This window comes from Cupriavidus agavae, assembly GCF_004217045.1.
Taxonomy (GTDB): domain Bacteria; phylum Pseudomonadota; class Gammaproteobacteria; order Burkholderiales; family Burkholderiaceae; genus Cupriavidus; species Cupriavidus agavae.
In genome coordinates this window covers 141,883-167,091 of sequence record NZ_SGXM01000007.1, presented here as the reverse complement: position 1 = coordinate 167,091, position 25,209 = coordinate 141,883, and the positions used below count along the sequence as shown (strand labels likewise).

General features: G+C 65.1%; 23 protein-coding genes. 16 read left to right on the top strand and 7 right to left on the bottom strand.

Annotation, left to right across the window (positions count from 1 at the left end):
* Positions 1 to 25 precede the first annotated feature (25 nt).
* Both hemB and yihA read right to left on the bottom strand, forming a co-directional pair.
* Positions 26 to 1,018, bottom strand: a complete 993-nt coding sequence (gene hemB, locus EV147_RS20915) for a porphobilinogen synthase (protein WP_130393139.1) — start codon at positions 1,016 to 1,018, stop codon at positions 26 to 28.
* A gap of 282 nt (positions 1,019 to 1,300) precedes the next feature.
* Complete coding sequence (gene yihA, locus EV147_RS20910) at positions 1,301 to 1,981, bottom strand: ribosome biogenesis GTP-binding protein YihA/YsxC (protein ID WP_130393138.1); 681 nt, start codon at positions 1,979 to 1,981, stop codon at positions 1,301 to 1,303.
* Between the two features lie 371 nt (positions 1,982 to 2,352).
* Here yihA and EV147_RS20905 point away from each other — a divergent pair, with 371 nt between their 5' ends.
* The 3 genes from EV147_RS20905 to ccsB all read left to right on the top strand — a co-directional run bounded on the left by EV147_RS20905 (position 2,353) and on the right by ccsB (position 6,730).
* Positions 2,353 to 3,012 carry a c-type cytochrome gene (locus EV147_RS20905; RefSeq protein WP_130393137.1) on the top strand — a complete coding sequence of 220 codons (660 nt, stop codon included), beginning with the start codon at positions 2,353 to 2,355 and terminating at the stop codon, positions 3,010 to 3,012.
* 181 nt (positions 3,013 to 3,193) lie between these two features.
* A complete protein-coding gene (locus EV147_RS20900; RefSeq protein ID WP_130393136.1) occupies positions 3,194 to 5,431 on the top strand; it encodes a cytochrome c biogenesis protein ResB in 2,238 nt (745 codons plus the stop codon).
* 81 nt (positions 5,432 to 5,512) lie between these two features.
* Complete coding sequence (ccsB, locus tag EV147_RS20895; protein WP_130393135.1) at positions 5,513 to 6,730, top strand: c-type cytochrome biogenesis protein CcsB; 1,218 nt, start codon at positions 5,513 to 5,515, stop codon at positions 6,728 to 6,730.
* An 81-nt stretch (positions 6,731 to 6,811) separates the two neighbouring features.
* Here ccsB and EV147_RS20890 read toward each other — a convergent pair whose 3' ends face one another.
* Positions 6,812 to 7,513: a DUF1120 domain-containing protein gene (locus EV147_RS20890; protein WP_157994715.1), complete on the bottom strand. Its 702-nt coding sequence runs from the start codon at positions 7,511 to 7,513 to the stop codon at positions 6,812 to 6,814.
* A 253-nt stretch (positions 7,514 to 7,766) separates the two neighbouring features.
* On the opposite strand from EV147_RS20890, the gene EV147_RS20885 reads away from it, so the two are divergent.
* The 3 genes from EV147_RS20885 to msrQ all read left to right on the top strand — a co-directional run bounded on the left by EV147_RS20885 (position 7,767) and on the right by msrQ (position 10,016).
* Positions 7,767 to 8,192: a COG4315 family predicted lipoprotein gene (locus EV147_RS20885; RefSeq protein ID WP_130393133.1), complete on the top strand. Its 426-nt coding sequence runs from the start codon at positions 7,767 to 7,769 to the stop codon at positions 8,190 to 8,192.
* A gap of 160 nt (positions 8,193 to 8,352) precedes the next feature.
* Complete coding sequence (gene msrP / locus EV147_RS20880) at positions 8,353 to 9,351, top strand: protein-methionine-sulfoxide reductase catalytic subunit MsrP (RefSeq protein WP_130393132.1); 999 nt, start codon at positions 8,353 to 8,355, stop codon at positions 9,349 to 9,351.
* Positions 9,351 to 10,016, top strand: a complete 666-nt coding sequence (gene msrQ, locus EV147_RS20875; protein ID WP_130393131.1) for a protein-methionine-sulfoxide reductase heme-binding subunit MsrQ — start codon at positions 9,351 to 9,353, stop codon at positions 10,014 to 10,016. The genes msrP and msrQ overlap by 1 nt, the downstream gene beginning before the upstream one ends.
* A gap of 124 nt (positions 10,017 to 10,140) precedes the next feature.
* On the opposite strand, the gene EV147_RS20870 is transcribed toward msrQ, so the two are convergent.
* The 3 genes from EV147_RS20870 to lptM form a co-directional block, all read right to left on the bottom strand.
* Positions 10,141 to 10,782, bottom strand: a complete 642-nt coding sequence (locus EV147_RS20870; RefSeq protein WP_157994714.1) for a DUF1120 domain-containing protein — start codon at positions 10,780 to 10,782, stop codon at positions 10,141 to 10,143.
* Positions 10,783 to 10,995: 213 nt separating this feature from the next.
* On the bottom strand, positions 10,996 to 12,258 hold the full coding sequence (lysA, locus tag EV147_RS20865) for a diaminopimelate decarboxylase (RefSeq protein ID WP_130393129.1): 1,263 nt from the start codon (positions 12,256 to 12,258) through the stop codon (positions 10,996 to 10,998).
* A gap of 15 nt (positions 12,259 to 12,273) precedes the next feature.
* On the bottom strand, positions 12,274 to 12,603 hold the full coding sequence (gene lptM, locus EV147_RS20860) for an LPS translocon maturation chaperone LptM (protein WP_235844882.1): 330 nt from the start codon (positions 12,601 to 12,603) through the stop codon (positions 12,274 to 12,276).
* A gap of 60 nt (positions 12,604 to 12,663) precedes the next feature.
* On the opposite strand from lptM, the gene cyaY reads away from it, so the two are divergent.
* A complete protein-coding gene (gene cyaY / locus EV147_RS20855; RefSeq protein ID WP_130393128.1) occupies positions 12,664 to 12,999 on the top strand; it encodes an iron donor protein CyaY in 336 nt (111 codons plus the stop codon).
* A gap of 67 nt (positions 13,000 to 13,066) precedes the next feature.
* On the opposite strand, the gene EV147_RS20850 is transcribed toward cyaY, so the two are convergent.
* Positions 13,067 to 15,445, bottom strand: a complete 2,379-nt coding sequence (locus tag EV147_RS20850) for a penicillin-binding protein 1A (RefSeq protein ID WP_130393127.1) — start codon at positions 15,443 to 15,445, stop codon at positions 13,067 to 13,069.
* A gap of 465 nt (positions 15,446 to 15,910) precedes the next feature.
* Here EV147_RS20850 and pilM point away from each other — a divergent pair, with 465 nt between their 5' ends.
* The 9 genes from pilM to EV147_RS20805 all read left to right on the top strand — a co-directional run bounded on the left by pilM (position 15,911) and on the right by EV147_RS20805 (position 24,936).
* A complete protein-coding gene (gene pilM, locus EV147_RS20845) occupies positions 15,911 to 16,981 on the top strand; it encodes a type IV pilus assembly protein PilM (RefSeq protein ID WP_198680312.1) in 1,071 nt (356 codons plus the stop codon).
* A gap of 18 nt (positions 16,982 to 16,999) precedes the next feature.
* Complete coding sequence (locus EV147_RS20840) at positions 17,000 to 17,641, top strand: PilN domain-containing protein (protein ID WP_130393125.1); 642 nt, start codon at positions 17,000 to 17,002, stop codon at positions 17,639 to 17,641.
* A 2-nt stretch (positions 17,642 to 17,643) separates the two neighbouring features.
* Positions 17,644 to 18,315 carry a type IV pilus inner membrane component PilO gene (locus tag EV147_RS20835; protein ID WP_130393124.1) on the top strand — a complete coding sequence of 224 codons (672 nt, stop codon included), beginning with the start codon at positions 17,644 to 17,646 and terminating at the stop codon, positions 18,313 to 18,315.
* Between the two features lie 26 nt (positions 18,316 to 18,341).
* Positions 18,342 to 18,854 (top strand): pilus assembly protein PilP, encoded by a 513-nt coding sequence (locus EV147_RS20830; protein ID WP_130393177.1) that lies wholly within the window; start codon positions 18,342 to 18,344, stop codon positions 18,852 to 18,854.
* Positions 18,851 to 20,992, top strand: coding sequence for a type IV pilus secretin PilQ (pilQ, locus tag EV147_RS20825; protein ID WP_130393123.1), 2,142 nt, complete (start codon positions 18,851 to 18,853; stop codon positions 20,990 to 20,992). The genes EV147_RS20830 and pilQ overlap by 4 nt, the downstream gene beginning before the upstream one ends.
* Before the next feature lie 222 nt (positions 20,993 to 21,214).
* Positions 21,215 to 21,823: a shikimate kinase gene (locus EV147_RS20820; protein ID WP_130393122.1), complete on the top strand. Its 609-nt coding sequence runs from the start codon at positions 21,215 to 21,217 to the stop codon at positions 21,821 to 21,823.
* Positions 21,820 to 22,926, top strand: coding sequence for a 3-dehydroquinate synthase (gene aroB / locus EV147_RS20815; protein WP_130393121.1), 1,107 nt, complete (start codon positions 21,820 to 21,822; stop codon positions 22,924 to 22,926). Before EV147_RS20820 ends, aroB begins: the two co-directional genes overlap by 4 nt.
* A gap of 55 nt (positions 22,927 to 22,981) precedes the next feature.
* Positions 22,982 to 24,139, top strand: coding sequence for a deoxyguanosinetriphosphate triphosphohydrolase (locus EV147_RS20810; RefSeq protein ID WP_130393120.1), 1,158 nt, complete (start codon positions 22,982 to 22,984; stop codon positions 24,137 to 24,139).
* A 68-nt stretch (positions 24,140 to 24,207) separates the two neighbouring features.
* Complete coding sequence (locus EV147_RS20805; protein WP_130393119.1) at positions 24,208 to 24,936, top strand: transposase; 729 nt, start codon at positions 24,208 to 24,210, stop codon at positions 24,934 to 24,936.
* The last annotated feature ends 273 nt before the right edge of the window (positions 24,937 to 25,209 follow it).

Genomic DNA, 25,209 nt, shown 5'->3' with positions numbered 1-25,209 from the left:
GCAGGCGGGGCGGTCGGTGAGCCGGTCAGGCGGTCATCAGGCGCGCGGCGTCGCGGGCGAAGTAGGTCAGGATGCCGTCGGCGCCGGCACGGCGGAAGGCGAGCAGCGACTCCATCATGACCTTGTCGTGATCGAGCCAGCCGTTCTGTGCGGCGGCCTTCAGCATCGCGTACTCGCCGCTGACCTGGTAGACGTAGGTCGGGTAGCGGAACTCGTCCTTCACGCGGCGCACGATGTCGAGGTACGGCATGCCGGGCTTGACCATGACCATGTCGGCACCCTCCATGATGTCCTGGCCCACCTCGCGCAATGCTTCGTCGGTGTTGGCCGGGTCCATCTGGTAGGTCATCTTGTTGCCCTTGCCCAGGTTGGCCGCCGAGCCCACCGCATCGCGGAACGGGCCGTAGAACGCCGACGCGTACTTGGCCGAGTAGGCCATGATGCGGGTATGGATGTGATTGCCGTCTTCGAGCGCCGCGCGAACCGCGCCGATGCGGCCGTCCATCATGTCGGACGGCGCCACGATGTCCACGCCCGCTTCGGCCTGCGTCAGCGCCTGGCGCACCAGCAGGTCCACCGTGATGTCGTTGATCACGTAGCCGTTCTCGTCGAGCACGCCGTCCTGGCCGTGGCTCGTGTACGGGTCCAGCGCCACGTCGGTCAGCACGCCCAGTTCGGGGAAGCGGTCCTTGAGCGCCCGCACCGCGCGCGGCACCAGGCCGTCGGCATTGGTGGCCTCGATACCATCGGGCGTCTTCAGCGACGGATCGATCACCGGGAACAGCGCGATGACCGGGATACCAAGCCGGACGCAGTCTTCGGCCACGGGCATCAGCAGGTCCACGGACAACCGTTCCACGCCCGGCATCGACGCCACCGGCTCGCGCCTGCCCTGTCCGTCCAGGATGAACACCGGGTAGATCAGATTGTCAGGCGACAGGCGGTTTTCGCGCATCATGCGGCGCGAGAAATCGTCGCGGCGCATGCGGCGTGGGCGGTACTCGGGGAAGGTGGACATGGCTGAATCTAGGGGAGTGAGTCGTCGGACGAATGCGTGGCGCAAGTCACCGAAACCTCTCGCGGCCGGTGACCCGGAGACAGCGTCGAAAGAGCGTCGAAAGAAAAAAGAACTTTTGTGCGTGCCCGCTATCATACTCGCGGACACCTTGTGTTGCTTCGCGCAGCGCGGTGTCCCCCGCTACTCCTCCCTGAGCGGGTACCCGCCCTGAACCGGTGGGAAAGTTTGTCCCCGTTGCTTGCAACGGGGCTTTTTTTTGTGCGGCGGACGGCGGTGACGCGATCAGCCCTGCGGGGCTGCCGGGGAGGGCGCGGCCACGGGCGGCTGGGCCTCGGGCAGTTGCAGCCATCCGGCCACCACGCGCTGGGCGTCCTCGATGCCGCGGCGCTTCAGGCTGGAGAACAACTGCGCGGTCAGTGACGGCGGCTCGTCCATCTGCGCCGCGTAGCTGGCGAGGATGCGGCGCGTTTCGCGCAGCGCGTTGGCGTTGTCGCTCTGGGTCAGCTTGTCGGCCTTGGTCAGGAGCACGTGGATCGGCTTGCCCGTGGGCAGGAACCACTCGACCATCTGGCAATCGAGATCCGTGAAGGGCCGGCGCGCATCCATCATCAGGATCAGGCCCGTCAGTTGCTGGCGCGTCTGGACATAGTCGGACAGCAGCCCTTGCCAGTGGTACTTGGCGCTGCCGGAAACCTCCGCGTAGCCGTAGCCGGGCAGGTCGACGATGAAGCCGAGCGGATCCTCGGCCTTGACCGGGGCCACGGTGAAGAAGTTGATGTGCTGCGTGCGGCCCGGCGTGCGCGACGAAAAGGCCAGGCGCTTCTGGTTGCACAGCGTGTTGATCGCCGTCGACTTGCCGGCGTTGGAGCGGCCGGCGAAGGCCACCTCGGGCACTGCCGTGGCCGGCAGGTCGCGCAGGTGGTTGACGGTATCGAAGAAACGAGCCTGGTGTAGGAGGGACATGCGGGGTGCGGTGAGATAGGCGAAATGTGGGCCTGGCAAGAGGTCAGTGCCGACGTCGCCACAGAGAATGACCTAAGTCAATCCGGAAAGCGATTTATTGTACAATAACCCGGTTTACGGTCTCCTGAGCGGGTGACGTGTGGCATTCTTGCCGGATGTCATCGGCAATGCTTTAAATCGGTCGCGGAATATTGTTTCCGATCAAATCCGGGTCATCCGGATCGGTTTGAAGGCTTGCGGCAACCGCGTCACCAGGCTTCTTGCTCATATAGGCGTTTCCTCACCGCCACGCAAGAGACATGGCACAGAAGCAGCGCAGTAGGGACCGGCATGCATTACGGTGTTCATAACAAATCTGACAAGGTGTACTAATGAACCGCATTGCGAAACTTTTGGGTGTCATGGCGCTGGCTGTTCCGCTGGGCGCAATGACGGGGCTGGCAACTGCCGCAGAGCAGGCCGCCGCGAAAGCCGATCCCGCCAAGGGCGAGACGCTTTACACGCAAGGCGTACCCGATCGCAATGTTCCCGCATGCTTCTCGTGCCACGGCACGGCCGGCAACAGCAGCGCCGCCGTGAATCCGAAGCTGGCGGGCCAGATGGCCGACTACACCCACAAGCAACTCGTCGATTTCAAGGCCAAGTCGCGTGACAACCCGATCATGTCACTCTACGCGAGTGCACTGACGGACCAGGACATGCGCGACATCGGCGCCTATCTGGCCAAGCAGCAACTGAAGCCGGCCACGGCGAAGAACAAGGAAACCATCGAGCAGGGCCAGAAGATCTATCGCGGGGGCATCGCCGCCAAGGGCATTCCGGCGTGCGCCGGCTGCCATGGCCCGACCGGCGCCGGGATTCCGGCGCAGTACCCGCGTATCGGAGGCCAGTATTCCGAGTACACCGAAGCACAACTGGTGGGATTCCGCCAGGGCACCCGCAAGAACAATTCGGTCATGAGCACGATTGCCGCCAGGATGTCGGACGCCGAGATCAAGGCGGTGGCGGATTACGTCGCTGGCGTCCGTTAAGTCGTAACTCGCGCGCGGCCCGGACATTCCCGGATAGGGGTGAACCGGGGAGCCGGGCAACAATCGAAGAGGGTGGCCTGCTTGCCGAAGCATGTCCACCCTTTTTCATTTTTCGCGCTGCAATATGGCGTCACACCGGCGCGGCACCATCGCGCCACACGGATTTCGGGCATTACCGCACATGTCGACCCCCTCCACTTCGGGCCTGCACCTGAAGACCTCCCACCGCGTGCTGCGCGATACCGTCGAGCTGCTGTCCTCGATGCGCTTCGCCATCACGCTGCTGACGGTGATTGCCATCGCCAGCGTCATCGGCACGGTGCTCAAGCAGAACGAGCCGTACCCGAACTACGTCAACCAGTTCGGACCGTTCTGGGCTGACCTGTTCCACACGCTGTCCCTGCAGAAGGTGTACGGCTCGTGGTGGTTCCTGCTGATTCTGGCTTTCCTGGTGATTTCCACCTCGCTGTGCATCGCGCGCAACGCGCCGAAGATGCTGGTGGAGATGCGGTCATGGAAGGATCACGTGCGCGAGCGCAGCCTGCGCGCGTTTCATCATCGCGGGGAATATGACGCGCCGCGCGGCCGTGCCGAGGCGGTGGGCCGCGTGGCGGCGCTGCTGCGCAACCGGGGCTTCCGCGTCAAGCCGGTAGAGCACGAGGGCGCCACGCTGCTGGCCGCCAAGGCGGGCGCGGCGAACAAGCTGGGCTACATCCTTGCGCACACGGCCATCGTGGTGATCTGCATCGGCGGCCTGCTCGATGGCGACATGCTGATCCGCGCCCAGATGTGGTTCGGCGGCAAGTCGCCGATCAGCGGCAACGCGATCATCAGTGACATCCCGGCCAAGCACCGGCTGTCGGCAAGCAATCCGGGCTTCCGCGGCAACGCTTTCGTGCCCGAGGGCGCCACGGTCTCGACGGCCATCCTGAACGTGGCCGACGGCGCGCTGGTGCAGGATCTGCCGTTCACGATCATGCTCAAGAAGTTCACGGTCGACTACTACTCCACCGGCATGCCCAAGCTGTTCGCGTCCGACGTGGTGGTGACGGACCGCGCCACCGGCAAGCAGACCGAGGCCACGATCAAGGTCAACGAACCGCTGATCGTCGACGGTATTGCCATCTACCAGTCGAGTTTCGAGGACGGCGGTTCGCAGCTGAAGTTCGTCGGCTACCCGATGGCCGGCAGCGGCCATGACACCTTCCAGCTCGCCGGCACCGTGGGCGGCAATGCGCAACTGTCGGGCACCGGTCCCGATGTCGAGGGCCTGACCGTCGAGTTCAGCGATTTCCGGCAGATCAATGTCGAGACGGTAACCGACGGTGCAGGCAAGGCCGACGTGCGCGGCGTTGCCCGCAAGCCGCTCGGCGTGCTGGACCAGCATCTGGGCGCCGCCGCCAGCCTGGACAAGGACAAGAACCTGCGCAACGTGGGCCCGTCCGTGCAGTACAAGCTGCGCGACCGCAACGGCCAGGCGCGCGAGTTCAACAATTACATGCTGCCGGTACAGTTGGAGGGCCAGACGGTATTCCTGGCCGGCATGCGGGAATCGCCGAGCGAGCAGTTCCGCTACCTGCGGATTCCGGCCGACGACCAGCGCGGCCTCGGCGACTGGATGCGCCTGCGCGCCGCGCTGCAGGACAAGGCGATGCGTGGCGAGGCGGCCCGCCGCTTCGCGCAGGCGTCGATGCCCGGCGCGGACAAGGAAGCCCTGCGCGGCCAGCTTGCCGAGAGTGCCCTGCGCGCGATGGACCTGTTCGCCGGCGCCACCCGCCCCTCGGCCGATTCGCCGCCGGGCGGCTTCACCGCGATTGCGGCATTCCTGGAAAAGTCCGTGCCGCCCGGCGAGCAGCAGAAGGCTGCCGACGTGCTGCTGAAGATTCTCAACGGTTCGATGTGGGAGTTGTGGCAACTGGCACGCGAGCAGGCCAAGCTGCCGGCGATCCCGAACGACGCGCAGAGTGCGGCATTCCTGCAGCAATCGACCAACGCGTTATCAGACAGTTTCTTCTATCTGGCCCCGATCTTCCTGCAGCTCGACGACTTCCGCGAGGTCAAGGCGAGCGTGTTCCAGATGACCCGTGCGCCGGGAAAAAACATCGTGTATCTTGGCTGCCTGCTGTTGACGCTCGGCGTGTTCGCCATGTTCTACATTCGCGAACGACGCGTCTGGGTGTGGGTGCGCGACCACCGCGACGACGATCCGGAAGCCGCGCGCCAGGCCGGCGGCAGCCATGTGATGATGGCGATGTCCACGCAGCGGCGCACGCTCGACTTCGAGAAGGAGTTCGTGGCGCTGCGCGAGGATATCGGCCGGGCGGTCGGCGCTGCACCCAACAATGCTGGCGGGGCGGCGTCCACGGCGCAGCAATATGATGCATCAGCGCAACATGATCCCCGTGGGCCGTCGCTATAGTAGAAACGCATGGGGCCGCAGGCCGGTTCCATCGTCACAGCAGAGATAACAGGCGCGCGAGCGTCGCATAGCAGGAATGCCATGTCCTCCAATCTGAACCACGCCAGTCCGGGGCTATCCGGACGACAGAATGCTGCCGACCCGGCCACATCCGAGGCCGCGCTCGACGCCGATTATCTGGAGCCGTCGTTTCTGCGGCGGCTGACATGGGTGGACTGGGCGTTTGCGCTGCTGCTCGTGGTGGGTGCCGGGTTTGCGCTGGCGCAATACGGGCACTGGATGAACGTCTACGACAAGGCGGTGCTGATTGCCGCGGTGCCGACGTTTGCGCTGCTCGGCTGGCACTGGAAGGCGGTGCGGCCGCTGATGGTCGGCATTGCCGTGTTGTCGCTTCTGGCCATTCAGCTATATCACGGCAACCTGGCCCGCGCCGAGCAGGCGTTTCTCCTCAAATATTTCCTGTCGAGCCAGTCTGCCATCCTGTGGATGAGCGCGCTGGTGTTCCTCTCCACGCTGTTCTACTGGGTGGCCCTGCTGAGCCGCTCGGAGACGGGCGCGAGCATCGGCAGCAAGCTGTGCTGGGCGGCCGTGGTGCTTGGCTTTACCGGCCTGATGGTGCGCTGGTACGAGTCGTACCTGATCGGCGCCGATATTGGCCATATTCCGATCTCGAACCTCTACGAGGTGTTCGTCCTCTTCACGCTGATCACGTCGCTGTTCTATCTCTACTACGAGCGCCGCTACAACACGCGCGCGCTGGGCGCGTTCGTGATGCTGGTGGTGTCGGCGGCGGTGGCGTTCCTGCTCTGGTACACGGTCTCGCGCAATGCGCAGGAGATCCAGCCGCTGGTGCCGGCGCTGCAGAGCTGGTGGATGAAGATCCACGTGCCGGCGAACTTCATCGGCTACGGTACGTTTGCGCTGGCCGCGATGGTCGCGGTGGCCTACCTGCTCAAGCAGCGCGGCATCCTGGCCGAGCGCCTGCCGTCGCTGGAACTGCTCGATGACGTGATGTACAAGTCGATCGCGGTCGGTTTCGCCTTCTTCACGATCGCCACGATCCTGGGCGCGCTGTGGGCCGCCGAGGCGTGGGGCGGCTACTGGAGCTGGGACCCGAAGGAAACCTGGGCACTGATCGTCTGGCTGAACTACGCGGCGTGGCTGCACATGCGCCTGATGAAGGGCCTGCGCGGCACGATGGCGGCTTGGTGGGCGCTGGTCGGCCTGCTGGTCACGACCTTTGCATTCCTGGGCGTCAACATGTTCCTGTCCGGCCTGCACAGCTACGGCGAACTCTGACGCGGCACTGCGGCGTCACTACCTGACCGGAAAGGCCTGTCTCGCGACAGGCCTTTTCTTTTCCGGCGGGCACTCAGCGGCTCACATGTACCTCAGCGTGATGGTGACCATGCCGTCCATCGGTACGGCGTCGGTGAGGTCGGGCATGTCCTTGCGGGCGAGCATGGTCGGCTTGACGGCCATTGGAACGCGGATGGTCGAGAACGGCCAGGGCACCGTCCCGGTTTCGGCCCACGACAGCCGGTAGCCGCTGCGTGACGATACCTGCGGAAATTCCGCGTTCATTTGCAGCCAGGTACCCGAGGGGTTCAACTCGATGGTGTGGATGCGGTTGCCGTCGGCCACGATCTCGGTGGGTGTGCGCACGATCTGGAAGGCCCCGATCGGCTTTCCGTCGAACTGGCCGAGCCCGAACCAGGTTGCATCGCTCATCGAGCTGTGCCCTGTGGTTCCATCCCGATTGTCGTGGAACGATAGCGAAGTGAGAATCGGCTGCTCGCAGCTCACAACCACGTCGAAGGGCCGCGCAGCAAGCGGCGTGAGTTCCGTATCGCTGAGGTAGGACGCAGAAACGGTGCCGTAGTCCACCGCGCCAGGATTCAGAGAAATCTCACAGGCAGTCGGGTGAATGACGCCGCCGAGCGAGAGGTCGTGCGTCTCGCTGGCGGTGCAATGCGTGGTGGCACTCCAGGCGAGGGTGGCGGTGATGCCAAGGCGCAAAAGATGGTTCATCGAGATGTCCTTTCGTTGATTGCCAGGTTCGTAGGGCTTCCGATCAAACATCGGAAAACTCCGATGCCAGAAATGACGGAGGGCGCCCATAGGACGCCCTTTGCGTGAATTTCAGGTGATCTTTTAGGAAGATTACGGGGGATCGCGATATCTCTGCCATCACAGATTTCCTAAAAGTAGCTAGGCTTAGGCAATACATGGACGACATTTTTTTTCCGGTGACGGCGACAAACGCATCACATTCGGTGTTTACTGAAGGGGAACGGCGCCGACTGTCGGCACCGACCAAGTAGGAGACTTGAAGATGACTATTCGTCACAACGCTGTATCCGTACTGCGTCCGGTAGCCCTGGCTCTTGGTGCGGCAACGCTGCTGCTGGGTGGTTGCGCGAACATGGGCATGGGCGGTGGCGGCGAGATGCCGCCGACCGTCAAGGTCACCAACGGCGTGCTGACCGATCCGCAGGGCCTGACGCTTTACACGTTCGACCGCGACGCCGCCAACAGCGGCAAGAGCGCCTGCAATGGCATGTGTGCCGCGAACTGGCCGCCGTTGCTGGCCGAGCCGGGCCGCACGGCCCAGGGCCAGTATTCGGTCATCACGCGCGACGACGGCACGCGCCAGTACGCATACAAGGGCCAGCCGCTGTATCGCTTTGCCAAGGATGCGAAGCCGGGCGACCGTACCGGCGACAACCTGAACAACGTCTGGCACGTGGCCAAGCCCTGAGCGGGCTGGCGTGCCGGAAGGCCGCGCGGCCGTTCGCGCCCGTTCCAGGGCCCGTTGGCGCGCCCGGCGCGGCCTTCCGTCGCAACGGCGGGAGGACCGCCGCACTTTTGCGGCGGTTTTGATGTCCAATGCAGCATCGTCTCAGACAACGCTGCCTATCATGCTGATCCCTTCTCCGAAATGGCTGCGCGGTGATGACATCGCCGCGTCCGACATCACGCCTCGCGAGACCTACCTGTCTCGGCGGCAACTGCTGGCGCTTGGTGCCGCCGGGCTGGCAGGCCCGTGGGCCGCGCGGCAGGCGTTCGCGCAGGGCGCGCCGGGCAAGTTGGCCAAGCTGCCGGCCACCGCGAACAATGCCTACCTGATCACCGACAAGCGCACGCCGTACCAGGACGTCACCACCTACAACAACTTCTACGAGTTCGGCACGGACAAGTCCGACCCCGCCCGTAACGCCGGCACGTTGCGCCCGCGTCCGTGGCAGGTGGCTGTCGAAGGTCTCGTCAAGCAGCCGAAGACCTACGATATCGACGAACTGCTCAAACTCGCACCGATGGAGGAGCGCGTCTACCGGCTGCGCTGCGTGGAAGGCTGGTCGATGGTGATTCCGTGGATCGGCTACCCGCTGGCGGAACTGATCCGGCGGGTGGAACCGCTGCCCGGTGCAAAATTCGTGCAGTTCATCACGCTGGCGGACAAAAAGCAGATGCCGGGCCTCGGCAGCGGCGTGCTGGAGTGGCCCTATAGCGAGGGGCTGCGCATGGACGAAGCCATGCATCCTCTGGCGCTGCTGACCTTCGGCCTCTATGGCGAGGTGCTGCCCAACCAGAACGGCGCGCCGGTGCGCATGGTGCTGCCGTGGAAGTACGGCTTCAAGAGCGCGAAGTCGATCGTGAAGATCCGCTTCGTCGACAAGCAGCCGCCGACGAGCTGGAATATTGCCGCCCCGAACGAGTACGGCTTCTATTCGAACGTGAATCCCGACGTGGACCATCCGCGCTGGAGCCAGGCCACCGAGCGCCGCATTGGCGAGGTCAAGGGCGGCGGCGGTTTCTCGGCGCTGTTCGCGCCCAAGCGCAAGACGCTGCCGTTCAACGGCTACGGTGCGCAGGTGGCATCGCTCTATCAGGGCCTGGACCTGAGGAAGAATTTCTGATGGCGGCACCCGAGCCTTCGGCCGCCCGCGCGGGGAAGGTGCGTGCGCCAGCGGGGCGGTTTTCCACGCTGACGCCGGCGCAGGTGCGCGGCGTCAAGGCGGTGGTTTGGTTGCTGGCACTGCTGCCGTTCGCGCGATTGATGTACCTCGGCGCCACGTCGCAGTTCGGCGCCAATCCCCTGGAATTCGTGACCCGCTCCACTGGCACCTGGACGCTGGTCATGCTCTGCATCACACTGGCCATCACGCCGCTGCGCCGGCTGACCGGCTGGAACTGGCTGTTACGGCTGCGCCGCATGCTCGGGCTGTTCACGTTCTTCTATGCCGCGCAGCACTTTCTGCTCTGGCTGGCCGTGGATCGCGGATTCGATCTGGCCTACATGATCAAGGACATCGGAAAACGGCCATTTATCACGGTCGGGTTTGCCGCGTTCGTGCTGATGATCCCGCTGGCGGCCACCTCGGCCAACGTCATGGTGCGCTGGCTCGGCGGCAAGCGATGGCAGGCATTGCATCGTGCGATCTATGGAATCGCCGTGCTGGCGATCCTGCACTACTGGTGGCACAAGGCCGGCAAGAACGATTTTGGCGAAGTGTCGATCTATGCTGCGGTAGTGTTCGTACTGCTTGCGATGCGGGTGCGGTGGCGGGGCAGGCGGGCATGACGACTGACAGACAGGCCGGGCAAAGCGTCGCCGAGCCGTCCAGCGGGATGTCGGTCGTCAGCGCGGGCAGAGCGGGTTCGAATGTTGCCCGCTCGTCTCGTGCTTTGGCCAATTGCCAGCAGGCTCACAGATAGATGAGAGCAATAGTTGCCAAGCCGTCCAGCGGCAGTTCGGTCGTGATCGGTGGCAGCAGCTTCTTGGATTGCAGCTGGGCGTCAATGGTGAGGGGTACCTGAACGGTCGTAAATGCCTTCGGTACGGCCGAGCCGGTTTCTCCCCATGTCAGAAGATTCGTGGGAGCGTGGTCCAGAAACCAGTTACCGCTCGGCGAAGTCCAGGTCGAACCTTCATCGTGGCTGGCGACCTTGCTCACAGCTTCGCCGTCTCCCAATGCGTTACCAACCCTCAGGACGAAGTCGCCCAAGGGCTTTCCGTCGATGAGGCCGAATCCGTAGCGATTTACGTTGGTCGGCGACTTTGCGGTGCCCGCGCGGTTGTCGATGCCCTGGATAGCGAAACGGGACGGACCGTCGCAAACGATCGATACCACGGTGGTGCCACCACTGCGATTCGTCACGGCTGTGGCACTGAGTGCGGAAACGGGAATCGTGCCAAAATCGATTTCCGATGCGGACAACGAAATGCCGCAGGCGGTGGGGCGGATCGTGCCGCCGATCGTAACGTCTGCGGTCTCAACGGCGAAGCTGGTGATCGCGCAGCATCCTAGCGCTGCGGCGATGGCTATGGAAAGAAGGCTGCGGTGCACGGTGTACTCCTGATGGCATGTCTGAAGTGCGCTGAAAATGAGGCACTCGTGACACTATTGTGGATAGCGCGATGACCGTTCGCCATGGCACTTTTCTTAAATTAATTGTGCGAGATCCCGGCAATGTCGTTGCAGCAATAAAAAAAGGCGATGCGCGGTTCCCGCAGCATCGCCTTTCCATGAGTTTGAGCGCTCAGATTCTGTCGTCGCGTGTCAGTCTTTCAGCAGCCGTTCCTTGTTGAACAGCTCAGCCGGCAGTTCGCGCTCGCGCACGAGGTGTACCGTGTCGCCATCGACCATGACCTCGGCGGCGCGGCCGCGCGTGTTGTAGTTCGAGCTCATGACGAAGCCGTAGGCGCCGGCCGACATCACGGCCAGCAGGTCCCCCGGCTGTACCGCCAGCGCGCGGTCGCGGCCCAGCCAGTCACCCGATTCGCAGACCGGCCCCACCACGTCGTAGGTATGCGCGGCGTCCTCGCGCGGCACGACCGGCTCGATACGATGGAACGCCTCGTACATCGCCGGGCGCGCCAGATCGTTCATGGCGGCATCGACGATGCAGAAGTTCTTTGCCGCACCCGGCTTCAGGAATTCCACCTGCGTCAGCAGCACCCCGGCGTTGCCGACCAGCGAGCGGCCCGGCTCGAACAGCACTTCACGATGGCCATGGCCGCGAGCGGCCACGCGGTCGATCAGCGTGGTGGCGAAGCCGGTGATGTCGGGCGGCGTCTCGTCGGCGTAAGTGATCCCAAGTCCACCTCCGACATCGATGTGTTCGAGCTTGATGCCTTCGGCTTCAAGCGCTTCCACCACGTCGAGCACCTTGTCCAGCGCTTCGAGGTAGGGCGCCACTTCGGTGATCTGCGATCCGATGTGGCAGTCGATGCCCACCACTTCAAGATGCGGCAGCGCGGCGGCGGTGCGGTAGGTCGGCAGCACATCGTCGAAGGCCACGCCGAACTTGTTGCCCTTGAGGCCGGTGGAGATATACGGGTGCGTCTTGGCGTCGACGTCCGGGTTGATGCGCAGCGACACGCGCGCACGCTTGCCCAGCCGGCCCGCCACGGCGTTCAGCCGGTCCAGTTCGGGAATCGATTCGACGTTGAAGCCGCGCACGTCGTGCTCCAGCGCCAGCGCCATGTCGGCCTCGCTCTTGGCCACGCCGGAGAACACCACCTTGCGGGGGTCGCCGCCGGCGGCGATCACGCGCAGCAGTTCGCCGCCCGAGACGATGTCGAAGCCGGCGCCGAGCCGGGCGAAAACCTGCAGCACCGCCAGGTTCGAGTTGGCCTTGACCGCGTACTGGACGTGCGCGTTGCGGCCCTTGCAGGCGGCGGCGTAGGCGTTGTAGGCCGTGGTCAGGGCGGCGCGCGAATAGACGTAGGTCGGCGTGCCGAAATCGGCGGCGATGCGGGCCAGCGGCACCTGTTCGGCGGCCAGGGCGCCGTCGGCGCGGCGATGGAAGAAGTCAGTCATGGTGATGGCGGGCACTCAACGTGCAGAAGGGGCGGAGGCACCGGTGGCGGGGCTGGCAGCCGGCGCGGGAAGGGGCACGGAGGTGGCGGGTTCGCCCATCGGGCGGGCCGGCACCACGGCGCCCGGCTGTCCCAGGCCCGGGTCCGGCACCGTCGGCGGCGTGGGCTCGCCCGGCACGCGGGGCATGTACAGCGGGCCGCGAATGCCGCAGCCGGCAAGGGTCATCGCGAGAACGGCGGCAAACGCCGATACAATCGCACCACGACGCAGCATCGGGAAGTCCTTCATGGTCTGGATGGGGCTTTCGGATGGCTGGGGGAGGCGCGAGGCTTCCCTGATTTCCATCAATTGATGCCAGCCAAATTGCCTGTTGGAAACGGGCGGCCGGCGGTCCTGGAGTGTAGCATGCCCCCCCTCAATGAAACGGAGTTCCTGGCGCTGGCCGTGGCCGCGCTGGACAAGCTCGAAGCCGATATCGAGTCCGCCGCCGACGCCGCCGATGCCGATGTCGAGATCAACCGTACGGGCAATGTGATGGAGCTCGAATTCGAAGACGGCTCCAAGATCATCGTCAACAGCCAGGCACCGATGCAGGAACTGTGGGTGGCGGCCAAGGCCGGCGGGTTCCATTTCCGCCACGACGGCAGCAAGTGGCTCGATACCCGCAGCGGCGCCGAGCTGTACGCGGCGCTGTCCGGCTACATGAGCCAGCAGGCCGGCGCCACGCTGACGCTGAAGTAAGCCGAGGCACCGCCAGAACGAAAAAACCGGCCGCGCAGGCCGGTTTTTTCTTGTCCGCAAGCGCGCATCACGCCCCGCCGAACATCTCCAGGATCTTCTTCTTCTCCTGCTCGGTGTCCTGAATGGGACGCGAGCTTTCCTCCGGCTTGCCCGGCCACGGATCGCCCAGGCCCACCGAGGCCACGCCGGCACCGGCCGCGTTCTCCTCCAGCGTCCAGTCTCCGCCCGCCATGACCACCCCTTCCGGCGCCTGGCGTTCCGGGCTCTCGGGCACGCCCTTGAGCGCCTTGCTCATGTAGCCAACCCAGATCGGCAGGGCCAGCCCGCCGCCGGTCTCGCGCACGCCCAGGCTCTTGGGCTGGTCGTAGCCCATCCAGGCGATGGCCACGAGCTTCGGCGTGTAGCCGGCGAACCAGGCGTCGACCGCATCGTTGGTGGTACCGGTCTTGCCGGCCATGTCGTTGCGGCCCAGGCGCTGCTTGGCCGGGTTGGCCGTGCCGCTGCGCACCACTTCGCGCAGCATGCTGTCGGCGATGAAGGCGGTCCGCGCGTCGAGCACGCGCACCGCGTCGCCGCCAGCCTTCTGGGCATGGGTCTCGGAAATCACCTTCCCGCGCGAATCCTCCACGCGCTGGATCAGGTACGGATTGACGCGGTAGCCGCCGTTGGCGAAGACCGAATACGCGCCGGCCATCTGCAGCGGCGTGACACTGCCCGAGCCCAGCGCCATCGGCAGGTAGGCCGGGTGCTTGTCGGCCTCGAACCCGAAGCGCGTGATGTAGTCCTGCGCGTACTGCGTGCCGATGGCGCGCAGGATGCGCACCGAGACCAGGTTCTTCGACTTGGCCAGCGCGCGGCGCATCGTCATCGGACCTTCGAACTTGCCGTCGTAGTTCTTCGGCTCCCAGACCTGGCCGCCGGTGTCCGGGCCAATCGTGAGCGGGGCGTCGTTGATCACCGTGGCCGGCGAGAAGCCTTTCTCCAGGGCCGCCGTGTAGATGAACGGCTTGAAGCTCGAACCGGGCTGGCGCCACGCCTGCGTGACGTGGTTGAACTTGTTCCGGTTGTAGTCGAAGCCGCCCACCATCGAACGGATGGCGCCGTCCTCGGGGTCGAGCGAGATGAACGCGGCGGCCACCTCGGGCAGCTGGGTCACCGACCACGCGTTGGTCTTTTCGTCCTGCGTCACGCGGATGATCGCGCCGGGGCGGATCTTGACCTTGGGCTGGGCGTTGGCCGACAGCGACGGCGAGATGAAGCGCAGCGCCGTGCCCTCGATCGTCGCCACCTCGCCGGACAGCAGCGTCGCCTTGACCTGCTTGGGGCTGACGCTGGTCACCACGGCCGAGCGCAGGTCGTCGCTGCCGGGGTGCTCGACGAGGGCGTCGTCGATGGCCTGCTCGCGCTCGGCGGCATCGGACGGCAGGTCGATGAACGCCTCCGGGCCGCGATAACCGTGCTTGCGCTCGTAGGTCATGATGCCGCTGCGCACGGCCTCGTAGGCGGCGTCCTGGTCGGTCTTGTTCAGCGTGGTGTGCACGGTCAGGCCGCGCGTGTAGGTTTCCTCACGGTACTGCGCGTACATCAGCTGGCGCACGATCTCGGCCACGTACTCGGCGTGGGTCGAGAACTCGTTGCCCTCGCTGCGTACCTTCAGTTCCTCGCGCACGGCCGTGTCGTACTGCTCGGGCGTGATGTAGCCGAGGTCGCGCATGCGCTGCAGGATGTACTCCTGGCGCACCTTGGCGCGGCGCGGGTTCACCACCGGGTTGTAGGCCGACGGCGCCTTGGGCAGCCCGGCCAGCATCGCGGCCTCGGCTGGCGTCACGTCGCGGATCGACTTGCCGAAATACACGCGCGCCGCGCTGGCAAAACCGTAGGCGCGCTGGCCCAGGTAGATCTGGTTCATGTACAGCTCGAGGATCTGGTCCTTGCTCAGGTTGGCCTCGATCTTGTACGCCAGCAGCATCTCGTAGATCTTGCGCGTGTAGGTCTTCTCGCTGGACAGGAAGAAGTTGCGCGCCACCTGCATCGTGATGGTCGAGGCGCCCTGCGACAGCCCGCCGCGCAGGTTGGCCAGCCCGGCGCGCAGCACGCCGACGAAGTCCACGCCGCCGTGCTCGTAGAAGCGGTCGTCCTCGATGGCGAGCACGGCCTTCTTCATGACGTCCGGAATCTCGCTGATCGGCACGAAGTTGCGGCGCTCCTCGCCGAATTCGCCAATCAGCACGTTGTCGGCGGTGTAGATCCGCAGCGGGATCTTGGGACGGTAATCGGTGATGGTGTCGAGCGACGGCAGGTTCGGGGCCGCCACGACCAGCGCGTAGCCAACCAGCAGCCCTACCGCCACCATGCCGGCGACAAGCAGTCCGAGCACCCAGAACATGATGCGCATCCAGATCGGACGGCGGACGGGGAGGGACGGCTTCTGTTGTGCTGTGGCCATAGAGGGTTTACCTGACAAGAGTGCCCGGATTATATCGTCGGCGCTCCGCCGCGCCGCCGCCCCGGTGGCGCGGAAGGCGCTACTGCGCTGTTACAAGATGTAATGCCGTTGATGCCTGCCTGTCACACCATGCAGATCGCAGGCGGGGCGCGGGTCAGCGGCGGGGGTCTCCGGGGGCGGAAGAAAGCGGGGTGGCGGGGGCGCCATCGGGGCGTTGCAGGGCCGGTCCATGATGCACCGCGACGGCGATGTTTCCGACCGTCAGATTTTGGCAACGGATTCGTAGTGACCTTCCGAAAAAGAATGCGTGGTCAAACCGGCACATTGCCAGCGCCCAAGGTTTGAGTGAGAATCCACGAACATAAAAGAGCAAACGTTTCATCCAAGAAACTGGCTCGCACCATTAGAGCAAACAAGCCGTGGGCGAGTTCAAATGTCAGGGGGTCAACCTTGCGACGGGGCATCTTGTCGGGTCTTCTACGCCGGACTACGGTCGGCGTAGATATTGGGTCGTCCAGCGTCAAGGTCGTTGAACTGTCCGTCGGGGCAGGAAAGAACGACTTCAGGCTGGAGAAATGCGCCAGCGAACTGCTGGACCGCAACGCCGTTGCCGATGGCAACGTGGTCAACATCGAGGCCGTCGGTATCGCGCTCAAGCGCGCGCTCGGCAAGGCCGGCATCCGCACCAAGGACGTGGTCCTTGGCGTGCCGTCCATGCTGACGGAATCCCAGACGGTCAGTCTGCCGGACAACCTGTCCGAAGACGAACTCTATTCGCAGGTCGAATCCGAGGCGCACCGCCTCTATCCGCCATCCCAGGCGGTGAATTTCGACTTCGCGGTGATTGGTCCCAGCGAGACGGAAGGCGGCATTGGCGTACGCGTCACGGCCGCCAACAGCGATCGCGTGCAGGAGCGTGTCACGGCGGCGGAAATGGCCGGGCTCAAGCCCCAGGTCATGGATGTCGAGGAGTACGCCGTGCAGCGCTCGGTCGTGCAGATGCTCGGCGTGCCGCTTGGCGTGGCCGAGGCGGACGGCAAGGACTTGCCGGTCGTGGCGGTGGTGCATCTGGGCGGTAGCCGCTCCAAGGCGATCTTCTACCAGGGGTGGAAGGAGCTGTACGAGCAGCCGCTGAACAGCTACGGCGACCAGCTCACGCAGAGCGCCGCGCGCATGTTCACGCTCGACGCGCTCAAGGCCGAGATCAAGAAGCGCAAGAACACGCTGCCCGAGGCGTGGCGCGCGCAACTGCTCAAGCCGTCGCTCGAAGCGCTGGCCATGGAGGTGCAGGGTGCCATCGGCAACTTCATCGCCAGTTCCAGCCTGGGCCGGGTCGACGAGATCCTGCTGTCCGGCGGGCATGCCTCGCTGCTGGGCGTCCAGGCGGCGATCCAGCAGCAGACGCAGATCACGACCACGCTGGCCAATCCCTTCGCCAACATGATGACCGCAGGCAAGGTCAACGAACGCTATCTCCAGCGTGACCTGCCTGCGTACATCGTCAGTGCGGGACTGGCGCTGCGCGGACTGCAATAACCCACCGGGGGGACACGCATGTCCACGACGACGAATACCATTCCGTCGGTCAACCTGCTGCCGTATCACGAGGCGCGCAAGGCAGCCCGGCGGAAGAAGGTCTACACGATGCTGGGCGGGGCAGCGGGCGCGGGTGCGCTCGTGGTGCTGGCCGGCGGTTTCTATATTGATTCGCAGATCGACGATGTCAGCCGCCTGAACCAGACGCTGAGCATGGAGAACGCCCGCATGGACGGGCAGATCCGCGAGGTCAACACGCTCAAGAAGGATATCGAGGCGCTGCTGGACCGCCAGCGCGCGATCGAAAGCCTGCAGGCCCAGCGCAACCTGCCGGTGCAACTGCTCGAAGAGCTGGTGCGCCAGGTGCCCGAAGGCGTCTATCTGACCAGCCTCAGACAGACGGGTGACAGCTTTGTCATGTCCGGCGTGGCGCAGTCCAACGAACGCGTCTCGGAACTGCTGCGCAACATCGACCAGGTGCAGTGGCTTGCCCGCGCCGAGCTGGTGGAGTCGAAGGCCATCGTCATGACGAACAACCTCAAGGAGCAACGCCGGCTGTTCGACTTCTCGATGCGCTTTGCCTACCGCCCCGAAGAGCCCGCCGACAAGAAGGGCGGCGCCTCGGGCGCCGCCGCCCGGCCGGCGAAGGGGAAGGTCTGACCATGGCGCTCAATTCCGATATTTCCCTGCAGGATCTGACCGCGCAGTTCCGCGGCCTGAACCTGAACGAGCCCGAAACGTGGCCGACCGCGCCGCGCGTGCTGTTCTCGGTACTGGCGGCGGCGATCGTGCTGCTGCTCGGCTGGCAGTTCTACTGGAGCGACAAGAGCGCCGAGCTCGACCGCCGGCACGCCGAGCACGAGAGCCTGAAGACGCAGTTCCGCACCAAGGTAGCCCAGGTGGCCAATCTGGACGCGTTGCGCCTGCAGAAGGCCGAAGTCGAGAAGCGTGTGGCGCTGGCCGAGCGCCAGTTGCCGAACAGCACCGAAATGGATGCGCTGCTGGCCGACGTCAACCATGCGGGCGTGGCACGCGGGCTGCAGTTCGAGCTGTTCAAGCCGCAGCCGGCGCTGGTCAAGCCGTATTTTGCCGAGATTCCGGTCAACCTGAAGGTCACCGGCCGCTACCACGAAGTCGCGCTGTTCAATGCGGATGTGGCGGCCCTGTCGCGGATCGTGTCGATGCGTAACCTGAACATGACGGTGGCCAAGGACGGCACGCTGTCGATGGAAGCGGTGGCGATGGCATACCGCGCGCTGGACCCGGACGAGCAGGCGGCGCAGCGCAAGGCAGCCGTCGAGGCGGCGGCCAGGAAGAAGGGAGGTGCCAAGTGAGCCGCCTCCTGAACCGACGCCCCCCGGTGGCACTGCACACGGTGGCGGCCGCCGCGCTCGCGGTGATCGCCCTGGCTGGCTGTGGCGCGAGCGAGGACGACGGCCTGCGGCTGTGGATGGACCAGACGCGCGCCGCCAAGGCGCCGCCGCCCCAGCCCCTGCCCGACGTGAAACCGTACACGCCGCGCGAGTACGCCGGGGTCAGCGCGCCCGAACCGTTCGCCCAGACCAAGATCGGCGAACTGAACAAGACGATGTCCGAGTCGCCGGAGGCCGGACGGCGACACGAGCCGCTTGAAGACTATCCGCTGGAGAACTTCAAGATGCTCGGGATGCTGAAGAAGAACGGCGAGACCTACGGTGTCGTACGCGTAGATAACAAGATCCACCACGTCAAGGTGGGTCAGTATCTCGGCCAGAGCTATGGCCGGGTGGTCCGCATCAGCGATCAGGAGATCGTGTTGCGCGAATTGGTTCGGGAAGGGGTCTCAGATTGGAAAGAGAAAATGACCAGCCTGAAGCTGGAGGCATCCGCATGATCACCGCACGTTGGGTCCGGACGCTCGCGGGCGCTTCCGCCATGGCGCTGATGCTGGCCTCTCCGGCCGCATTGGCTCAGAACAACCAGCTCAGGCAGGTGGACGCCAACGTGGTTGGCGAACAGACCGTGTTCACGGTCGACCTCAAGAGCCCGCTGGCGCAGAAGCCGGTGGATTTCACGACGCAGAACCCGTCGAAGATCGCCATCGACTTCTTCGACACCGGTTTCGCGGCTGGCCGCGCGCAGTATGAGTACGCCGGCAAGCTGCTCAAGAGCGCCAACGTGATGCAGATCGGAGACCGCACCCGCGTGGTGCTGAACCTGAGCCGCACGGCGACCTATCGGACGGAAATGCGCGGCACCCAGTTCGTGGTGCTGATGGACAACGTGGCGCAGTCCGTGGCCGCCGCCGCGCCGACGTTCGCGCCGGCCCCGGCCGCCCTGCAGCCTGCCGCCGCGAACCGCGCCGCGGTGCGCAACATCGACTTCCGCCGGGGCGCCGACAACGCGGCGCGCGTGGTGGTGGACCTGTCCTCGCGCGACACCGGCATCAACATCCAGCAGCAGGGCCAGAACCTGGTGGTCGACTTCATGGGTACGACGCTGCCGCCGGACCTGCGCCGGCGCTTCGACGTGACCGATTTCGGCACGCCGGTGCAGGGCATGCGCGCCAACGACGCCAACGGGTCCGCCCGGCTGGTGATCGAGCCGCGCGGCAACTGGGAGTACAGCTCGTACCAGACCGACAACCAGTTCGTGGTCGAGGTGCGCCCGGTCAAGGAAGATCCGAACAAGCTGATCGCCGGCCAGGGGTATCGCGGCGAGCGGCTGTCGCTGAACTTCCAGAACATCGATATCCGGTCGCTGCTGCAGGTCTTTGCCGACTTCACGAACCTGAACATCATCACGAGCGACACGGTGCAGGGCAACCTGACACTGCGCCTCAAGGACGTGCCGTGGGACCAGGCGCTCCAGATCGTGCTCGATTCGAAGGGGCTGGCCTCGCGCCGCAATGGCAATGTGCTGTGGGTGGCACCCAAGGCCGAGCTGGCGACCAAGGAGAAGCTCGAACTCGAATCGCTGCAGCAGATCAATGAGCTTGAGCCGATCCGCAGCCAGGTATTCCAGCTGAACTACCAGCGCGCCGAGGACGTGCGCCGCATGCTGCTGGGCCTGCCGACTGGCGGCGGCGCTGGTGGTGGCGGCGCGGTACCGGTGGGCGGCGCCGGCGGTGCGGCAGCAGGCGTGACGCGGATGCTGTCGAAGCGTGGTTCGCTTACTGCTGATCCGCGCACGAACCAGCTGTTCGTGTCGGACATCGGCAGCAAGCTCGAAGAGGTACAGGGCTTCCTCCAGAAGATCGACATCCCGGTGCGCCAGGTCATCATCGAGGCGCGCATCGTCGAGGCCAGCGACACGTTCAGCCGCAACCTTGGCGTGAAACTGGGCTTCGCGTCGCGCCGGTCGGGTTCCGCAGTGGGCAATTCCTACGAGAACGTCGCATCGCCGTTCACGGCGGACACCGTGTGGACCAACGCCCCGGCGGTGAGCCTGCCGGCGGCGGCCATCAACGGAACGAACCCGGCGTCGGTGGCATTCAGCATCTTCAACGCCGGTGCGGGGCGGTTCCTGGACCTGGAGATCTCGGCGCTGGAAGCCGACGGCAAGGGCAAGATCATCTCCAGCCCGCGCGTGGTGACGGCCAACAACATCAAGGCGCTGATCGAGCAGGGTACCGAACTGCCGTACCAGTCGGCCACGTCGAGCGGCGCCACGTCGATCCAGTTCCGCAAGGCCAACCTGAAGCTCGAGGTCACGCCGCAGATCACGCCCGAGGGCAACGTGCTGCTGGACGTGGACGTGAACAAGGACAGTGTCGGCATCCAGACCGTCAACGGCTTCGCCATCGACACCAAGCACGTGCAGACCCAGGTGCTGGTGGATAACGGCGGCACCGTGGTGATCGGCGGCATCTACAGCCAGGACGAGAGCACCAACGTCAACAAGGTGCCGCTGCTTGGCGATATTCCGGTGCTCGGCAACCTGTTCAAGAATAACGCCAAGGTCAACAACCGGACCGAACTGCTGGTGTTCCTGACGCCGCGCATCCTGAACGACAGCGTCTCGCTGAAATAGCCGGCACGGGCGCCCGCCGGGTGCAGCACGAAGCCCGGATGCATTAAACTGGCAGGCCGCGTCGCAGTCCGACGCGGCCTTTTTCCTTTTGGCGGCCTCGTGGGCGGTATCGACGGCGGGCCGGGACGGGAGCCATGCAATGGTGCACAATGGCGTTTGCATCACGTCGCGTCCCTTCCCGGGCGGCAGCGTGCCCCGAGCCTTAGCGTGCAAGACAGTCCTGTGAGAGCCAATCGCCCGAACCTTTTCTTTGTTGGCCTGATGGGCGCCGGCAAGACCACCGTGGGCCGGGCCGTGGCCCGACGCCTCGACTATCCGTTCTTCGATTCCGACCACGAGCTCGAAGCGCGTTGCGGCGTGCGGATTCCGGTCATCTTCGAGCACGAGGGGGAGGCGGGCTTCCGTGACCGCGAGTCGCAGGCCATCGCCGAACTGACGTCGCGCAGCGGCATCGTGCTGGCCACCGGCGGCGGCGCCGTGCTGCGCGAGGCCAACCGCGCGGCGCTGAAAGCCAACGGCACCGTGGTCTACCTGCGCGCCAGCCCGCACGACCTGTGGCTGCGCACGCGCCATGACCGCAACCGCCCGCTGCTGCAGACCGAGGACCCCAAGGGACGCCTGGAGGCGCTCTACGCCGAGCGCGATCCGCTGTACCGCGAAGTGGCGGACTTCATCATCGAAACCGGCAAGCCGACCGTGGCGCAGCTTGCTAATATGGTTCTCATGCAACTTGAAATGGCCGGCTTCACGTTTTCGCCCGCCGCTCCGCTCGCAGAATCGGACGAGCCGGGCGAGCCGGACGGGCAGCCGGCCCAGGACACCCATTCATGATCACGCTGGAAGTCGATCTCGGGGCGCGCAGCTACCCGATCCACATCGGGGGCGGCCTGCTGGACCGCGCCGAACTGCTGGCCCCGCACGTGCGCGGCCAGCACGCCGTCATCGTCACCAATGAAACCGTGGGGCCGCTGTACGCGGCGCGCGTCGAGGCCGTGCTGGCCGCGCTCGGCAAGACCGTGCGGACCGTGGTGCTGCCGGACGGCGAGCGCTTCAAGCAGTGGGAGACGCTGAACCTGATCTTCGACGCGCTGCTGCAGGCCGGCGCCGACCGCAAGACCACGCTGATCGCGCTGGGCGGTGGCGTGGTGGGCGACATGACCGGGTTTGCCGCCGCCTGCTACATGCGCGGCGTGCCGTTCGTGCAGATGCCGACCACGCTGCTGTCGCAGGTGGATTCGTCGGTGGGCGGCAAGACCGGCATCAACCACCCGCTCGGCAAGAACATGATCGGCGCCTTCCACCAGCCGAACGCCGTGATCGCCGATATCGACACGCTGCGCACGCTGCCGCCGCGCGAGCTGGCGGCGGGCCTGGCCGAGGTCATCAAGCACGGCGCGATTGCCGATGCCGGCTATTTTGGCTGGATCGAGGACAACATCGCCGGGCTCAACGCGTGCGATACCGGCCTGATGGCCGAGGCCGTGCGCCGCTCGTGCGAGATCAAGGCTGCCGTGGTGGCCCAGGACGAGCGCGAGGGCGGGCTGCGCGCCATCCTGAACTTCGGCCACACGTTCGGCCACGCCATCGAGGCCGGCATGGGCTATGGCGAATGGCTGCACGGCGAGGCGGTGGGCTGTGGCATGGTGATGGCGGCCGATCTGTCGCACCGGCTGGGCTTCATCGATGTCGAGACCCGCGCGCGCATCCGCACGCTGACGCAGGCCGCGATGCTGCCCGTGGTGGCGCCGGATCTGGGCGTGGACCGATACGTCGAGCTGATGAAGGTCGACAAGAAAGCCGAGGCCGGCAGCATCAAGTTCATCCTGCTGCGCAAGCTGGGCGAGGCGTTCATCACCACCGTGCCGGACAGTGACCTGCGCGACACGCTGCGCCACGCCGTATTGAAACCTCCCACCGAGGCACCGGTCGCATGAGCGACGGGTTATGCCTTGCAACCCCGAACCCGCCACGGAACCACGGATTGCCCGCATGACCACCGCTCCCAGCACCGCCAATCTCGACCTCCACCTTGCCCCTTACGCGGCCCATTCCACCGGCACGCGCGGGCGGGTGCATGCCGAAGCGGCGTCGTCGTCGCGCAGCGAATTCCAGCGCGACCGCGACCGCGTGATCCACAGCACGGCCTTCCGCCGGCTCGAATACAAAACGCAGGTCTTCGTGAACCACGAGGGCGACCTGTTCCGCACCCGGCTCACGCACAGCCTGGAAGTCGCGCAGATCGCCCGCTCCATCGCGCGCAACCTGCGGCTCAACGAGGATCTGGTCGAGGCGATTTCGCTCGCGCATGATCTGGGTCATACGCCGTTCGGTCACGCTGGCCAGGATGCGCTGAACGGCTGCATGAAGAACCATGGCGGGTTCGAACACAACCTGCAGAGCCTGCTGGTCGTCGACGAACTGGAGGAACGCTACGGCGGCTTCAACGGCCTGAACCTGACGTTCGAGACGCGCGAGGGCATCCTGAAGCATTGCTCGCGCGTCAACGCCGCCGCGCTGGGCGAGCTGGGGCGCCGCTTCCTTGAAGGCACCCAGCCGTCGCTGGAGGCCCAACTGGCCAATCTGGCCGATGAAATTGCCTACAACAACCACGATATCGACGATGGCCTGCGCTCGGGGCTGCTGACGCTGGAGCAGCTTGACGAGGTGCCGATGTGGGGGCGCCACCGGGCCGAGGTTGCCGCGGCGTTTCCGGGCATCAATGGGCGCCGCGCCATCAACGAGACCGTGCGGCGCATGATCAACACGCTGATCGTTGATCTGATCGAAACGACCGGGCGCAATATCGCGGCCGCCAATCCGAAATCGATCGATGATGTGCGCTCGGCTGGCACACTCGTGTCGTTCAGCCCAAAAGTGCACGAAGAGGCCCAGGCTTTGAAGCGCTTCCTGTTCCGCCATCTGTATCGCCACTATCTGGTCATGCGGATGTCGGCCAAGGCGCAGCGCATCATTACCGACCTGTTCGGCGCCTTCATGCAGGACCCGCGCCTGCTGCCGCCGCAGTACCAGGCCAGTGGGCAGGGTACCGACCAGCCTCGGCTGATCGCCCATTACATCGCTGGCATGACCGATCGATATGCGATCCGAGAACACCGGCGGATTTTTGCGGTCAGCGAGAGCGACTGAGACAGCCACTACAAAAAAGGGGACAGATCAGGATATGATCGGGGCATCCCAGCGTTCCGGTCCTGTCCATGGCTCGCCTGCCCCGATTTTCCCCGCCCGATCTGCCCGCGCTGGTATTGCAGCGCGGCAACAACCGTCAGCCGGTCTTCCTGGGTATCGACGACTACCTGTTCTACCTCGACTGCCTGCGCATGGCCGCCCGGGAGCACGAACTCGCCATTCATGCCTATGGCTTGCGCCCCAATCATATCCATCTGGTCGCCACGCCCAAGGGGGTAGATTCGCTGAGTCTGACCATGCAGGCCGTGGGTCGGCGCTATGCCCGGTATTTCAATCGCGTGGCCGACCGCACCGGCACGCTCTGGGAGGGGCGCTTCCGCTCCGCCGTGATCGAGCCGAATGCCTGGATGCTGCCTGCCATGCTGTATGTGGAAGGCAACGCGGTGCGGGCTGGAGATGTCCTGTCCGTCGACCACGACCGCTGGAGTAGCTATCGCCATCACGCGGGCATCGAAGCCAGCCCGATTGTGAGCGATCACTCCTTGTATTGGCACCTCGGCAATACGCCGTTCGAGCGCCAGTCGAACTATCGCGCGCTGACCGGTGAGGGGCTGTCGGGCCGCACCTTGGCCACCCTGCAGAAGCATGCCCATAGTGGGTGGCCGCTTGGCGACGAAGGGTTCATGGCCCAGCTCGAACGCCATGCCACCCGACGCGTCCAGCCGCTGCCGAAGGGCCGGCCGAGGAAAGCCGGTGAGAGCAAGGCAGAACAAGACGACGCCCAGGCCGCACCATGATGGTGCGATGAAGCCGCAAATTTAATGTGTCCCCATTAAAAGCCCCTACGAAAATGGTGCGATTTTTAATGTGTTCTGACCCCATTTAATAATTTTGCGGGCGGGAAGCGATTCTCTTATAGTTGCTCCACCCACAGTCATTGTGCGGCGCGTCACGCTCGTGTACGCCGCTGCGGAGCTGCCTGCCAGGCCCAATATAGAGGCCGCATCCAGCCACCCACGGTCTGCCCTTGCCATCCGCGCAGCCTTCACCGGAATTCAGCCCGTGGACCA